The organism is Phaeodactylibacter luteus, from assembly GCF_007993045.1.
Taxonomy (GTDB): Bacteria; Bacteroidota; Bacteroidia; order Chitinophagales; family Saprospiraceae; genus Phaeodactylibacter; species Phaeodactylibacter luteus.
Genome location: NZ_VOOR01000004.1, coordinates 37,149 through 51,575, shown reverse-complemented (window position 1 = coordinate 51,575; position 14,427 = coordinate 37,149). Strand labels below are relative to the sequence as shown.

The following is a 14,427-nucleotide window of genomic DNA, read 5'->3' as shown; positions in this document are numbered from 1 at the left end:
TTATGGCTGTAAGACAAAAAGGAGAACAAGTTGGGGGATACCGTTTAACTCGCTATATCAATAGCGGTGGGGAGTCGGAAGTGTGGGAAGCTCAGCAGGTTGCTGGAGAAGGTAGTGTTGTAGCGGTCAAGTTTTTTGTAACAGAGCAGGCAGCCTCTACTACTGAAAAAGCACTGCGCCGCAGGCAATTCGCTGCACTAGCAGATGCGGATAGCGATTACCTATGTAGACCAATAGAAATAGGGGAGTACGATAACCGGATGTACTATGTTTTGCCCCTTTGCGATGGTACGTTAGAACAGCTCTGCAGAGAGCGGGGCATTGCTGTGGTAAAAGAAAGTGGAGGAGCGCCCGGGCAGCTTCTATTCACGGAAAGAGAATTAGCTGCGATTGGGGAGTGTGTCACAGGAGGGCTGGCCTATCTGCATGCGCACAAGGGCATGGCACACCTTGATATCAAGCCTTCCAATATCATGTATATCGATGGCCTCGATGGGGATAGGCGCTACCTGCTCAGTGATTTTGATGTATCGATGGAGCTATTGCAAGAGGTACAGAGAAGGACTGCAGCTAAAGGGGCAGCAGAAACAGCGGAAAGCCTTGGTTTTTCTCCGGCCTATGCTGCGCCTGAGCAATGGGGGAAAGATTACAAGGGGGAGGCGGAAAGCGATTTGTTCGCTTTCGCTGTGACGCTTTATGAAGTTGCCTTTGGAAGGCTTCCGGTCGCCCAGGGCGGGCTAGGTCGGCATATGCACTACAATCCGGATGAAGCCGCGCCGGCTTTATTCCAGGAAGGAGGTCTGTCTCAGGGCTTTCAAGCCTATCTGCAGCCGTGCCTAAGCCGGAAACCCGAAGATCGGCCAGGCGCTAAGTACCTGCAAAGCCATTTTAAACATTTTCTAATGACGGGGTACTGGGCAGGCTATGCACCTGAATATCCCCGCCCGGCTGTATCGCCTCGAAAGGGGAGCAGCTTAGCCCGTACCAAAGTTCTTGCAGCTGGTCTAGCGCTTGTATTATGCTTTGCCAGCTGGTGGTGGGGCGCCCCCTTGGTACAGGCCCGATTCCTAGTGAGTGCTCAGCAGCATCTGGAGGAAGGGGGCAGGGGGCATCTTGAGGCAGCGAGCCGGGATATTGAGCTGGCGCTAAAGCTAGGGCCATTGCCCGAAGCGCAACAGCCTTTGGGACATGTGCCTGTGATGAGGGAGTCTTACTCAGATATCAAGCCGATGAAGGGGCACACAGCAGCTGTTCGCCATCCGCAGACCGGCAAATGGGGCTTTTTTGACCTGAGCTCAGGCGAGGAGGTCGTCCCCTGTAGGTACGATGAAGCTTTAGCGGTGGAAGATGTCGGCGTGGCCATAGACCACAAGCAACGGCGAGCGGACTTTTTCCGGGGCGGCCCAGAGCCCGTACATGCCGTTTCTGGTGTCACTTTTGCCTCTTTTGCCCCGGAAGGGGGAGTCTTGCTGAGGCGGGACACCCTGGGGCGATCGGTTACAGAAACCATCACTTTAGATAAACTTATGAAGGTACTGCCTTCCTCAACTTTATTAATCAATCCAATTAAACCCGAGTAAATATGGCGAACCCAACTCAGCGGAATAACCTGACGGGCAAAAAGAGCTTTAGCCAAACCATGCGTCAGGGCGCAAAAGTCCTTGGCGGCAGGGATGTGGCCAACTATACGCTCACGTATATAAACGCCACCAAATCGCATCGGCAGGGCGATTTTCAAACCATTGTCATCCCTTATGTCGAGCTAGGGCGTTCTTCCGATTGCGTGGTGCAGTTTGGGGATGAGTACAGCACAGTAAGCCGTAAGCACGCTGCCCTGCGTATGGACAACGGGCGTGTCATGCTCAAGCACCTGAGCGCTACTAACCCGACCATTATCCGGCGGGGTACTGCAGGCACCGTAGAGCAATTGACGATGGAAAACCAGGAAGCGGAGCTGCAGAACGGGGATACCCTTCAGCTCTCTAATGATGGGCCTTCTATCCGATTTAACGCCACAGAGACCCGTACTTCCTCTATGGGCTTTACCCAGCGTATGCAGCTGTTTAGCCAGCAGGCACTGAAGCCTTATCGCTATGCTGTGGGGGTGCTCGCCCTCCTGCTCATTGTCCTTGGAGCTGGCTCTTGGTACGTGATTTCCGAGCAGGGAGGTAAAATTAAAGAACAGGGAGATGACATAGCAGCCCTCACTATTGATTTGGACGATGCAAAAACGCAGGCGGACCAGGCCCGAACCGAACTGGAGCAGCTAGAAGCAAGCGGGCAGGCTACCGCTGCTCAGCTAAAGCAACAACGGCAGCAATTGGCTGCGGCATTGAAGAAGCAGAAAGACTTGGAAGAGCAGGTTTCGGGAGGGGCAATAGGATCTGCAACTTCCGGTGGGGGCAGTGTAGCGGGAGGGGCTACTTCTTCTACATCTATAGGGATTGGACAGTTCAAGCCAAGTGTCTACTTCTTAAAAGTAGACAAAGTAGAGGCAACTATAAACGGGGAAGCGTCTGTCTTTGATTTGTCAAACGAAGAAAAACTGAAGTGGAGCGGTACCGGTTTCTTGACCACTGATGGCAAATTTGTTACAGCTCGCCACGTAGTCCAAGGGTGGCGCTTTTCCCCTGAGTTGTGCTCTGATCTTACAGTGTTGAATGCTATGGAGGTGCAAGGTGGCTCTATCCGTATCACGTTTCGTGCTGAGTCACCTGATGGTGATGCGTTTAATTTTTCTTTTGATTACGTGAAGCTAGATGACTCTAACGATGAGCTGGCAATTGCGGATTGTAAAGGTCGTCAACTAGAGGTAAGGTATTGTGATCCTACACGGGCTTTTTCTGACTGGGCCTTCATTCAATTTAATAACCGAAAAGGCAATATCGAGTGGAGCGCGGAGGTGGCCAACAGCCTTCAACAAGGGGAACAGCTTCATGTACTTGGCTATAATCACGGAGAGTACCTCCAAACTGGAGAGATGAAGAATCTTGATCCGCTCTATAGTACTTGTATGGCGGGACAGACGAAAAACTTCCTGGGCATGATAACGGTGACGAATAAAGGCTATGAATCCGGAGCTTCAGGAGGCCCTGTTTTCGCGGTTCGCGATGGCAAGTATGTTGCAGTGGGTATTGTCTCTCTTAGCTTAGGGTCTACAGGCCGCGTTGTTGCATTGAATCAGTTGTTCTGATGATTAAAAGCCATTTCTTTTTGGAAATAGAGTCTAGGAAGGGGCTTCGGGCAATCATCTGCGCATGCTTATTACAGGTGGGGGGTATTGCCAGCCTCAACCCCTTATTGGCACAGGAAGCAGCGCAACCGGATATCTGCTTCTGTAAAAATAACGATAGTGTATTTGAGCAGGAGCTGATCCGGGCTTTAAGCATAAACCTTGTCGCCATACAGCAAGATTTTTTACCTGTTGACTCCTTTGGGATTACTTGGTCTGCAGAGAACAGGCCACATCCGCTCCCTTTTAGCTGGGGCGTTGCGGTCGGCGCGGACGTTATCGTTTTTTCGCCCGCTTTATCTCCTTGGCAACGGGACACTTTTTTCCGTTTAAACCAAGCAGAATACTATTGGGAAAAAGGGCAGCTGACGAGCGCTTACTTCTACAGCTTGAGTGAATTTGGTGCGGATACGGCTATAATTCAGCAGGATACGATACAGTTAGATACCCTTGGACAAGGGGCATTTGCTTATCAGGGGGTGGGTTGGCCAAATAGAATGAAGGTGGCTTCCCTGGAAGCGCTCAGCCAATATCTCCTTTACTTCGAGTTAGTAGAGGCGGCCGGTTATCGGCTTTGTTTGCTGCCCATCGCCCCCGGTGGAGAATTTATAATCTTGTCAAATAAGGTGCAGGGCGGGCTGGTTTTGGTTGCTGAAACTAGCCCTGGCAATGGAGAAATCAACTTTGGAATGGCTGGTTATCTGCTGCCGGTCGAGTACGGAGGAGCTCGGTATCGCTTTATGCCTTACGCTCCATCAATGCAAAAATAAATCAGTCATGCCGTCGGTGTATTGCCGGCTTAAAAAAAATACCATGCGAATCCTTATTTCAATGCTAGGGTTGTGTACGCTTGTGTTTACAGTAGCGCCTGTAAAAGGTCAGGATACGCTTCGAGCCAGTCAGCTGCTTGATCTGTTGGATAGATCTGCTGGGAAGGGCAACACAGAAAAACAAGCCCCAGAAAAATCAGTAGCTCCTTCTACTAGGCCGTCAAAGGGGCTCGGATCTCCTGATGACAGCGGTGCTTACTTCGGCCAGTTCAAGACCTTGGTTGAGCAAGCTTTGTTCAGCAACCTTCTTATTATGGAACAGGAGTACATAGTGGAAGACGAGGAAGGAGATGATGTCGTCTTGCAGGAGCGCGCGGGGGTACCTATTCTTTCGGTGGGGTTGGTGGTTGGTAATAAAGTCCTTTCTGCCATGAGTACCGTCCGCCCTTGGGCAGAGGATGCGCGCCTAGCGCAGGTAGGCGGTTGGGGGAACCGCCGGTTTGGGAATCTCCGCTACCGGCAATTGGAGGAGGGCGCCCGTTGGGGAGATGCTAAAACCTATGCGATTGACAGTATTGATGGGCAGTTTAGTCTATACAGTGGGCTTCGTTTCAACAGCCGCTTGGAGGCTGTGCCCGGAGAGGAAGTGGCAGAGGGTATACTGATGCTGATTGGCTACGACAAAGGTGTAGACCCTGCCGGTGCAAAGTGGTATACAGATTTTACCAGCGCATCACCAGATTGGGACAAAGGAGAGGCCCCTGTCCAAATCCCAGAACAGGGCAAAGTCTACATCGGCGGCTTTTTTCTCTATCCGGATATCTCGCCTGGCTCAGTGTCTTTTAGGGTAGCTGGTGTGCTTGAAATATCGGGTCAGGGCACTACCCTCAAAGCGGTGACCGAGCCCAAACTGCTGAACGACGCGGATGCCATCAAAAAGTCCTCTCGGACGGAAGAGGAAAACAAAAAAACAAAGAAGAAAAGCCGGAAACGCCGGAGCCGTCGCGGATAAACCTCAACGGGCCTTATTGTGGAATTCTTGCCAAATGCCAATTAACTCTAATCCCTATCATTATGCCATCTACGCACACCTTAGCCCTTGACCTGTTCGGGAGCACAGACGTTGGGCAGGCCCGGCCACACAATGAGGACAACTTCTTGTTGTTGCCAGATATCAGCCGCTTTCAGTCTTTTGAGGATGAGCTGGCCAAAGTCAGCCTCAGTTCTGTAGGAGCCTTCATTATGGTGGCTGATGGCATGGGCGGTGGTGCTGCCGGAGAGGTCGCCTCCGAAATGGCTAAAGCACATTGCTTGGATCGCTTGGCTAATCTTCGGCAATGGCCTGAAGATGACGAGGGGCGGCTCTCCCTGCTCTGCGAAATGATTGTTGGGGCCCACATGGATATCGCAGAACGCGCCCTTCAGAATATCCACCTCCTCGGGATGGGCACCACGGCCACTTTAGTGCTCATATTGGAAGGCAAGGCTTACTTGGCTTGGAGCGGCGATAGCCGGGTATACCGCTATAACTCAGCGGGGGTGGAGCAAGACCGGTCCTATCATCTGCCCGATATGCAAATCCTTATAGATGAGCATTCTGTGGTATGGGATATGGTCAGGCAGGGGCGCCTTAGCCCGGAAGGTGCACGGATGCACCCAGAAAGCCACATCATTACTCAAAATTTGGGTTTTGCTGATGAACCACCTTATCCGGAGAGCAAGGTAGTCAGCCTTTATCAGAATGACCGGCTGCTGGTCTGTTCTGACGGGCTCAACAGTATGCTCTCTGACCCTGAAATCCGTGGGCTGCTCACTGGCAAGGGGGAAACGGGGCAAACGGTGGCCGAGCTGATTGCTGCAGCCAATGCCGCCGGCGGTCATGACAATATTACGGTGGTCCTTGCAGATGTGCGGCAAGGTCCTCCGCCGGAATTGGCAAAGCTAGAAAAACGTGCACAGGGCCGGGTCATTACTCAACAATTGGGCAGTACGCAGGCCGCTCTTACCCCTGCTCAGTCCGAAATGGCATCTGCTCAGCCCGTAGCAGCCGTGCCGGAGCCGTCCCCTTCTGCCCCACGCTCAAAGGTGCTGTTCTTTGGGCTATTGCTAGGGCTCCTGCTCGCCGCAGGAGCAGGGGGGATAAATTGGTATTGGAACAGTGGGGAGCCTGAACCTTCTTCCCCTAGGAGAGAGGAACCCCTCGAACCTGAAGAGAAGGATTTGGACTCAAGCGGTGTTCGTGAAGGACAGGACGAGGGAGAAAAGGCTCCTCCCATTAGTGTTGCAACAGGAAAACGCCAAACTACCACAATCACTTGGGAGCAGGTACCTCCGGATACCGTGTATGTCAACGATGACTTTGATGTCAAGGTCAAGGTTGAAGGGAGAGCATCTTCAAAAAGTGGGTGGTGGAAAGTGAACGGGAACATAGAGAAAGATAAAGCTGAAGAATCAGAACGTTTTAGCTTTTCCGAGCCAGGAGAAGTGAGGCTGCAGTATGAGCACAATGGCATTGATAGTGATCCCGAGACTATTATCGTCCGCCCTAAGCCTGAAGAAGTAAGGAGTGAACTGGAAGACCTCCTTCCCCCAGATTGGGAGGAATCCCGTAACGAGCTATTGTCCGAAATTGAGAGGTTGGATTCAATTGCTGAATATAAAAAAGAAAGCTACGAGTCCGCTTTTGCTCAAGCAGAAAGAGGGGAACAAACAAAGATGTATGAAAATTATAAACTTGAATTTCACAGCTACTTACAGGACCTTGAAAGCTTGAGAAGCAAGCTAGACAATGAGCCCGAAAATACAGATGCATGGGAAAAATTGCGGGAAGACATAGAATCGATGCTCAATGCTCTTAAGCCAAGTATAGAAGACAAGCAGGTTCCCACTCTCAAAAGACAATAAAATAGAAATAAATGTTTGACTACGCCATCCTTAATCCCTCCTTGGCCCGTTGCTTGTTTTGTGCTGTTGCCTTGCTATTGTTTGCCTCCTGCAGCGAGCTCCCTTTGCCCCGGTTTGATCTGCTAATCAATAACGAAGACTATCCAGATACCCGGCAGATGACGGGGCAGCCGGATAAGCCCATCCCCGGCATTGCGCCAGAGCTGCCTTCCGCTGAGCCTATCCTGCTGCTGACCGGTCTGGAAAAAGAGGCCGGGTATGACATACAATGGTTTGTCGACGGCATGGAGTATCCAAACGCTGCAGGGGAGCCGGGCCTTAGCCTGGCGATTGGTGGAACAGGACGGCATCAGGTACGGGTTTGTATCTACCGTGGAGAGGAGTCCCGTTGCCAAGAGAAGTTCTTTTTTATTACAGCAGAGGAGTCTGTAGAAGCACCGCTCCCACCCCAAATAGCGACTGAACCTAGACCGCCTATTAATCCTGAACAGGTGAAGCCTGCCGCACAGCCTGCGGTTAGCATGGGGGATGTCGTTCCGCCTCCAGAGCCCTTAACGCAAAGGGATGAGAGGCCCGAACCGTCAGAACCCATCAAACTGGAAGAGGAGGTGCTGCCCGCCCCCCCTCCACCTCGGGAATACAATGGATTGGGGCAAGTAGGGGTACGGGCTTCCGCTTACAATGAAAGCTGTGGCGCGGCGGAACCTCGTGGCGCTGCTGTAAACCTGATGCCCGAAAAGTACCTCTTGCTGAGCCGGTTCAGCGTGCAAGCCACAGCCTGCGGCTTGCTGTCCGTTGAAATCCTTGGTGAAGGGGTGTCTTGGCGTACCACGCAGACCCTCACTCCAGGACGGAACACCATCAGCTTGATCGGCTTTGATCAAGAGCTGCGCCCCGGAAAGTCATATACCCTCAAAGCCATGCCTAAAGCTAGTGTCAAGTGTCCGGAAGGCTCTGCTGCACCTGCGCTTGGCAATGCAAAGAATTGCATTGGTGTGGGCGATGCTGGCAATGAAATATTAAAGCTGAGCTACTCAAACGGGCAGGTTGCGCTTTACGATTTGGTCTACAATTATGCAGAATAATCCAATGAATCCTATGAGTCAAAATACCCGCTTGCCCTTTGCCATCGGGCTCTTTATCATGGCTGCCGTACTCTTGAGTTTCTCCAATCCTATACAGGCACAAGATTGCACTGCGGTAGAGGTTGCGCTTAGTCCCCAAGATACGAGCGTCTGCGAAGGCAGTAATCTCATCCTTTCTGCTATGCCCACCGGATTTGGTGGTGGGCTGCAATATACTTGGAGCTCAGGTGGTAGTATGGGCCCTACACTTGAGCTTTTTCCAGCGCTAGCAGGCGAGTATAGCGTCACAGTGACAGATGAGAATGGCTGTATGGCCTCAGATACGGTTTTGGTAGCCGTCAGCCCCACTCCCGTTGGTGCCATTAACCCGATAGATGGGACAGTGTATAATTGCAATTTTCAGGAGGATGGGCTGCCGTTGAGTGCTGATGTGACAGCAGGTGACAGCCCCTCCTATATTTGGGATATCAATGGCACCATACTCCCCGGTGCTACAGGCCCTTCCCTCCAGGTTTCCGCAGCAGGGGAATATGGCCTTGTAGTGGAAAATTCGACTGGGTGCCGCAGCGACCGGGCAGGAATAGAAATTTCGGAAGACCTTACCCCTCCTTCGTTCACCATAGCACAGCTGATGGGGGGCACGCTCACTTGCGATCAGCCTGAATTGCCCGTAGAGGTGGCTTCTCCACAGCCAGGCTGGATCTACCTCTGGAATACCGGGTCGACGGAGAGTGGGATAACAGCTGATGAAATGGGAATCTACGCCGTGACCGTCACGGATACAGGCAATGGCTGCCAATCGGAACAGCAGGTCGAAGTAGATGAGGATGTCGAACTGCCTCAGATAAGCATATTGCCGCCCACAGCGACAACGCTAACTTGTACAGTGGAGGCGGTTACCTTGGTGGGCACATCGTCTACACCTGATGCGGATGTATTTTGGGGCCAGAGCATGTCGCCTACGCTGGAAGTAAGCCAGGCTGGGACTTACACCTTAACGGTCAGCGACCCCTCCAATGGCTGTGCCGTTATGGAATCTATCGTCATTACGGCGGATCAGGAGGCACCTGAGATTACAATGGCGGAATCAGAGGAAGTATGCGCGGGGCTGCCGTTGAGCCTTAGCTCGGAGATATCGGGCCAGGGGGTTTCGGGGGTACAGTACACTTGGGGTAGCAGTGGGGGTCAGCTTTCCAGCATCAACACGCCGGCAACAACATTCCAGAGCGGTATGCCTGGCAACTATGAGGTCAGTCTAACAGTCCGCCGTAATGATAATGGCTGTCAAGCAATGGCAGTGTTGGAAGTAACCGTGAATGAGAACCCCGAGGTTGTGATAACAGCCCAGGAGCCTGAGCAATCCGGCGTATCATCTGAGGATGGTATATTGTGTGAAGGAGGAAGCACTGTGCTCACCATGTTAGGCATGCAGGGGCATCCACCTTACACATACGCTTGGGGGGCAGGGCAGAATACAGCCGAGCTGTTAGTCAGCCAAGCTGGGGCTTATCCAGGCACAGTTACTGATGCTAAGGGATGTAGGAAAACAGAATCCTACATGGTGCAAGTTTTTGACAACCCGGAAATCACCATGAGCAGCACAGAAAGCTCTGGTTTAGAGCCTGATAATTTTATCATATGCCAAGGGGCTCCGATTACGCTTACGGCGAGTCCTGAGTCAGGGCTGCAGTCGCTTTCTTACACTTGGTCAGGAGGGCTAGGAACAGGTAGCGAGAAAACGGTATTTCCAGGCGAGACCCAAGCATATTCGGTTACAGCTACAGATGACAGAGGCTGTATAGACATAGCGAATATGCAGGTCACTGTACACGATCTGCCAGACGTGGGCATCGTATCTATGGATCAGTCAGGCAGCACACCTAATGATGAGCAAGTTTGCTTGGGCGATTTCGCGGGCCTACAAGCCACTGGAGCGATATCGTACGAATGGGCCCCGAATGGGCCTCAAAGCAGTATGTTCACCCCAACCATAATGGAGGAAGGTCAAAATATTTATACCGTCACAGGGGTAGATGCGAATGGATGTGAGAATACGAGCAACGTTGAGATTGCAGGCTTGCCTGTTCCTGACATTACAGAGGTGAGCGTTACCGGGGTACTGCAGGTTAGCAATCAAGGTACCTTTATCCCTACAATAAATGGCTCGGTCAGTAATTACGAGTGGACTTTTTCCGGGACAGCAGGGCCTTCCCCAACGGAATCCAACGATGTAGTGCCTAATGTTATCTTTGGTATGCCTGGTATCTTGTCAGTTGTGTTAGAGGTCCGCAATAATGACGGCTGTACAGATGAATTCCAGGAGACCTACACTATTATTGACCCCAATACTTGTAATGCTGGGTTTGCAGTGCAGCGCAATGGTAACAATCAGATTTGCGAGGGTAATGCGTTTATCATTTCTGATCAATCGACAGGTGCTGTAGGTGCTAATGGGCAAATTACAAATTGGAAGTGGCGTTTTCTTAGAAATGGGCAGCTCACTGCTGTGCAAACAAACCAAGGCAATGGCGATATGCTTTCCCTTTCGCAGGGTGGTGGGTTAAGCGGGGTCATATTTCCAAGTCCTGGCTCTTGGGAAATCCATTTAGAGATTGTTACGGGCAATAACTGTATAACCACCACATCCCAGTCTATAGATGTAGCAGAACAACCGAAAGTGGACGGGGTAACCTTTACTCCGCAGAATTCAGGCAATCAGGACTTTTGCGAAGGAGAACAGGGGACATTGATAGTCGCAAATAATATTGGGGCGGGGAATTCTTACGATATCAATTATCAGTTTGGCGCACAGGTTTTTACCAGTCCAGATAATAGTGGTGGAGTCCCATTTGTCACCACCTTCGTTCCCGTCGAGAGCGGGGTGGTCACTATCAACCGCCTTGAGAATAATCAAACGGGCTGCTTCAATGAAGAGGTCGATATTCAGGCGAGCTATACAGTGAACGAGCCGCCGGAAATATTCAACCTGAATTTACTATGTGACACAATCACTAATGCTGCCTATCAGGTTTTATTCGAAGTGGAAGCCAATGCTGTAGGGGGGTATACCGTTAATGATGTCGCCTTTGGGGCAGGTATAGGCTTTACGAGTAGCCCTATACCAAATGAAGAGGGCTATGATTTTGTCGTGGGCAATAGCAATGGCTGTTCTGTGGCATTATCTGGGCCAGGAGGCGGGCTTGATTGTGGTTGTGAAACCATGCTCGGGCAAATGGGGCAAGACACTGTAGTGATCTGTGAAACAGCAAGCTTGAGTGTCACTCCTCCGGGTATTGGCACTGTCTTAGATGGGAACGATGCCATCATGTACGTACTCCACCGGGGCGGGGGTAGCGTAATAGTGGAGCCCTTGGATACCGTCTTTGTTAGCAGCGCCTTAGAAGCGCCGGACTTTGGCTCGCCTGAGGACCTAGGCATGGAAAGTGGCATTGTGTATTATGTAAGCGCCGTTGTCGGTAATGACCTCAACGACTCAGGCATTCCGAGTGAAGGAGATGTCTGCAGGCAAGTAGCCCCTGGGCGGCCTGTTATTGCATATGGGCGTCCACAGATTACCTTTTTGCCCCCCCTAAGCTTCTGCAGTGGTGATACGGTGCAATTGGGGGTTAGTATTGCTGGCGCTATCGGACCGTTTGATGTTACATGGAGGAGGGGCGGTTTGCTACAGGATAATGCACTACTTGGGGCGGGTGAACAGATCCTATTCGAGGGCGCAGTATCAGATGCTACAGTATTCAGTATTTCAGGTATCAACGATGTAGGGGTAGATGGCGGCTGTGCAACCGCATTGATGTTGTCTGATACCTTAGCTCCTAATGCGCTGCCCGAGCCTATCATGACTAGGGCTATGGCCACCTGCAAGGGGGACACGCTCAATGTCGGTCTCGAGGAAGTGGAGGAATATGTCTCGGTGTCTTGGCAAATCGGAGGGGTAGTGTTCTCTACGGATACGTCCTTTTTAGATCCGGATTTTAGTCAGGATATCAACCTTTCTGTAGTTGTGGAAGACACAAATGGCTGTATAGGCCAAGCCAATGTTGATATTACAGCCTTGCCTGTGCCTGTACCGCAAATTGTGGCACAGGATAACCTTGATATTTGCCAGAATGAAAGCGAGTATATTTTCCGTGTGATGAACCCATCTAGTGGGCAGCCACAGTACACTTGGGAAACAAGTGCGGGTGAAATCTCCTACGCGGCCAATGAGGAAGTTGCTCTCAATATTACCCAGCCGGCAGGGAGTTATTTCATAGCGGTTGAGGAGACATTGAGTGTGGGTTGCAGTGGTACAGATAGTTTGTTTTTTGAGGTGTCTTCAGGTGTCGCACCAGATGTGGCAGCAGTAGAACGGCTGCCTGCTGGGAATATTTTGGTTTGCGTAGACTCCTTGGTTACCTGCTACCAATGGGGCTATATAAGTATCAACAATGGCAATGCATTCACCTTGCTTGGGCAAAATGCCCAAGCTTATGTAGCAGGGGCATCCTATGCACCTGATGAACGCATATATTTTGTGGATATATGGAATGGAGATTGTGAAGACGCTAGCCAGGCTTGCGCTACACGCTGCTATTTTAACCGCCCTCCAGTCACGACATCAGAAGAGATAAAGTTTCATAAGCCTCAACTAGTAGCATACCCGAACCCTAGCTCTGGGGTGTTTACCCTAGAAGTCCGTCAGGCCAAGCCCGGGGCTTATTGGCTACAAGTTTTTAATGCTGTGGGCCAGCGGTTATTGGTACAGGAGGTAGATGTCAGCAGTGATCAATCGCTCCTGCCTGTCCGTCTCCCTGCGGCTCCATCGGGTAGGGTGTATCTCATTTTAGAAAACCGGGATGGGCAGCGTTTTAGGGCGAGCGTCATCCTGCAAAAATAGCAATTAATGAACTGGCAAAAATCAATCTTAGGGTTATTAGTTTTTTTGAGTTTCAGTGCTCCCATGCTCAATGCTCAGGAAGGCACCCTACAGCTATTGGATAGCCCGAGCTTTGAAGCTGCTGATGGGGTGGAGCCCGCCGAAAGGGTGGAAGTCCGGCGCGCAGCTGAGCAGCTCTTGAGGAAGTACGGCCAATTTGGGACTTTCCTAGACGCTGATGAGGAAAAAGTTACCCTGAATGCGTCTAATGCTTTTAAACAACTGTTCAAGGCTACAGCACGGATATTCCCTGATTATCTGGAATTCCCTGCGGATTATCAGGTGGATATCTATGAGTATAAAAACGAGGTCTCTAGGTATATGGGCGAGGAAGGGTTAAAGTATAACCTATCCAATGCTGAACTTATGAGCATAGAAAAAGGGGGGCGTTATTTTAATGTGCTTGTACGTGTTCAAAAAGAAATGCTCAATTATATTGATGATGAAGGGGGCGTAGCTGCCCGGCCACCCGGGTCGGCTGTTTACGAATTGGAGTTAGAAATGGAGGTTTCTATGCTCGATTATTCTAAGGCGCAAATCCGGGATATACGGTTTAACCGAGGTTTAGGGGAAGGGCCAGTAATGCCGCCGGCAGACTGGGAAAGTTTCACAGGACTGGTACTAGGTGGTGATTTGGCGCCCCTTCCCATAGCGCCTGAAACAGGCTGGGCTATAGGAAGTACCTCGGGAAGAACTACTTTGGAAACGCCGGTTTCTTTTGCTCTGGGCTTTACCTGGATGAGCAATAGGCTAGTGAACCCCACTGTAGCTTCACGAAAGAACCTCTTTCTTTTCGCGTCAGCCTATTACCGGTACTGGCAGTTGGAACAACGGCTTGACAATTATCGGCTTGCCCCATTTCAGGTCATTTTAGGTAGCGGTAGCGGAGAGGAAACCACCTACTTAAGGCAGGTAGGGCCTATTCAGGGTTCCGAAAAAAGCACTTTGCAGACGGTGGAGTTCCCGATAGGCTTGGCTTATCGGGTCCGGGCTACCTATGGCAGCACCCTTTTCCTGCAAGCAGGCGTAGTACCTGGGCTAGTGATTTCTTCTAGCAGCCGTTTTTCGGGTACGGGTACTTTTGATGGCATCGTTGAAGCCTATAATTTCCGTTTTCTCAGAGAGGGCGCTTTGCTATTAGACAACGATGTGTTGGAGCCTTATCGGGTTGGAGAAGGCTTGACAATAGAGGCTGCACCAGAGCTCACACTAAGGCCTTCTCTCTGGTTGATGGCATCCCCCGCTTTATATCTTGATATCAACAATCAGTATCCGGTTGTTGGCCTGATGGCAGCTTTGGACCTACGCTTCAACCTGCTCAGTTATTTTGATCCAAAGCCTGCGGGGGAACCTGTGCTACGTTATGACGATGACCTGCCTCAGCCCTTACTGGAATCAGCAAATAGCCAAGTGCCGTTACATTCGTTAGGTATAAGGGTGGGGGTTTACCTGCGATTGATTAATTCACCGAACAACTAAATGACTCCTTAACATGACTTT

8 protein-coding genes are annotated in these 14,427 nt (G+C 51.0%); all 8 read left to right on the top strand.

What is annotated here, in order from left to right:
• Positions 1 to 2 precede the first annotated feature (2 nt).
• Positions 3 to 1,580 carry a protein kinase domain-containing protein gene (locus FRY97_RS02750; protein WP_147165895.1) on the top strand — a complete coding sequence of 526 codons (1,578 nt, stop codon included), beginning with the start codon at positions 3 to 5 and terminating at the stop codon, positions 1,578 to 1,580.
• Between the two features lie 2 nt (positions 1,581 to 1,582).
• Positions 1,583 to 3,193 carry a trypsin-like peptidase domain-containing protein gene (locus FRY97_RS02745; RefSeq protein ID WP_147165894.1) on the top strand — a complete coding sequence of 537 codons (1,611 nt, stop codon included), beginning with the start codon at positions 1,583 to 1,585 and terminating at the stop codon, positions 3,191 to 3,193.
• A 20-nt stretch (positions 3,194 to 3,213) separates the two neighbouring features.
• On the top strand, positions 3,214 to 4,002 hold the full coding sequence (locus tag FRY97_RS02740; RefSeq protein WP_147165893.1) for a hypothetical protein: 789 nt from the start codon (positions 3,214 to 3,216) through the stop codon (positions 4,000 to 4,002).
• Positions 4,003 to 4,045: 43 nt separating this feature from the next.
• A complete protein-coding gene (locus FRY97_RS02735; protein WP_147165892.1) occupies positions 4,046 to 5,014 on the top strand; it encodes a hypothetical protein in 969 nt (322 codons plus the stop codon).
• 62 nt (positions 5,015 to 5,076) lie between these two features.
• Positions 5,077 to 6,906 (top strand): PP2C family protein-serine/threonine phosphatase, encoded by a 1,830-nt coding sequence (locus FRY97_RS02730; protein ID WP_147165891.1) that lies wholly within the window; start codon positions 5,077 to 5,079, stop codon positions 6,904 to 6,906.
• 11 nt (positions 6,907 to 6,917) lie between these two features.
• The gene (locus FRY97_RS02725) at positions 6,918 to 7,991 is read left to right on the top strand and encodes a hypothetical protein (RefSeq protein ID WP_147165890.1); all 1,074 of its coding nucleotides are present in this window, start codon (positions 6,918 to 6,920) and stop codon (positions 7,989 to 7,991) included.
• A 13-nt stretch (positions 7,992 to 8,004) separates the two neighbouring features.
• Complete coding sequence (locus FRY97_RS02720) at positions 8,005 to 12,888, top strand: hypothetical protein (protein ID WP_147165889.1); 4,884 nt, start codon at positions 8,005 to 8,007, stop codon at positions 12,886 to 12,888.
• A gap of 6 nt (positions 12,889 to 12,894) precedes the next feature.
• Positions 12,895 to 14,406 (top strand): hypothetical protein, encoded by a 1,512-nt coding sequence (locus FRY97_RS02715; RefSeq protein ID WP_147165888.1) that lies wholly within the window; start codon positions 12,895 to 12,897, stop codon positions 14,404 to 14,406.
• Positions 14,407 to 14,427: the final 21 nt, after the last annotated feature.

Bases quoted from the DNA above. Each gene is read 5' to 3' on its own strand.
- FRY97_RS02730 (WP_147165891.1), top strand. From the start codon at position 5,077: ATGCCATCTACGCACACCTTAGCCCTTGACCTGTTCGGGAGCACAGAC.
- FRY97_RS02735 (WP_147165892.1), top strand. From the start codon at position 4,046: ATGCGAATCCTTATTTCAATGCTAGGGTTGTGTACGCTTGTGTTTACA.
- FRY97_RS02725 (WP_147165890.1), top strand. From the start codon at position 6,918: ATGTTTGACTACGCCATCCTTAATCCCTCCTTGGCCCGTTGCTTGTTT.
- FRY97_RS02745 (WP_147165894.1), top strand. From the start codon at position 1,583: ATGGCGAACCCAACTCAGCGGAATAACCTGACGGGCAAAAAGAGCTTT.
- FRY97_RS02715 (WP_147165888.1), top strand. From the start codon at position 12,895: ATGAACTGGCAAAAATCAATCTTAGGGTTATTAGTTTTTTTGAGTTTC.
- FRY97_RS02750 (WP_147165895.1), top strand. From the start codon at position 3: ATGGCTGTAAGACAAAAAGGAGAACAAGTTGGGGGATACCGTTTAACT.
- FRY97_RS02720 (WP_147165889.1), top strand. From the start codon at position 8,005: ATGAGTCAAAATACCCGCTTGCCCTTTGCCATCGGGCTCTTTATCATG.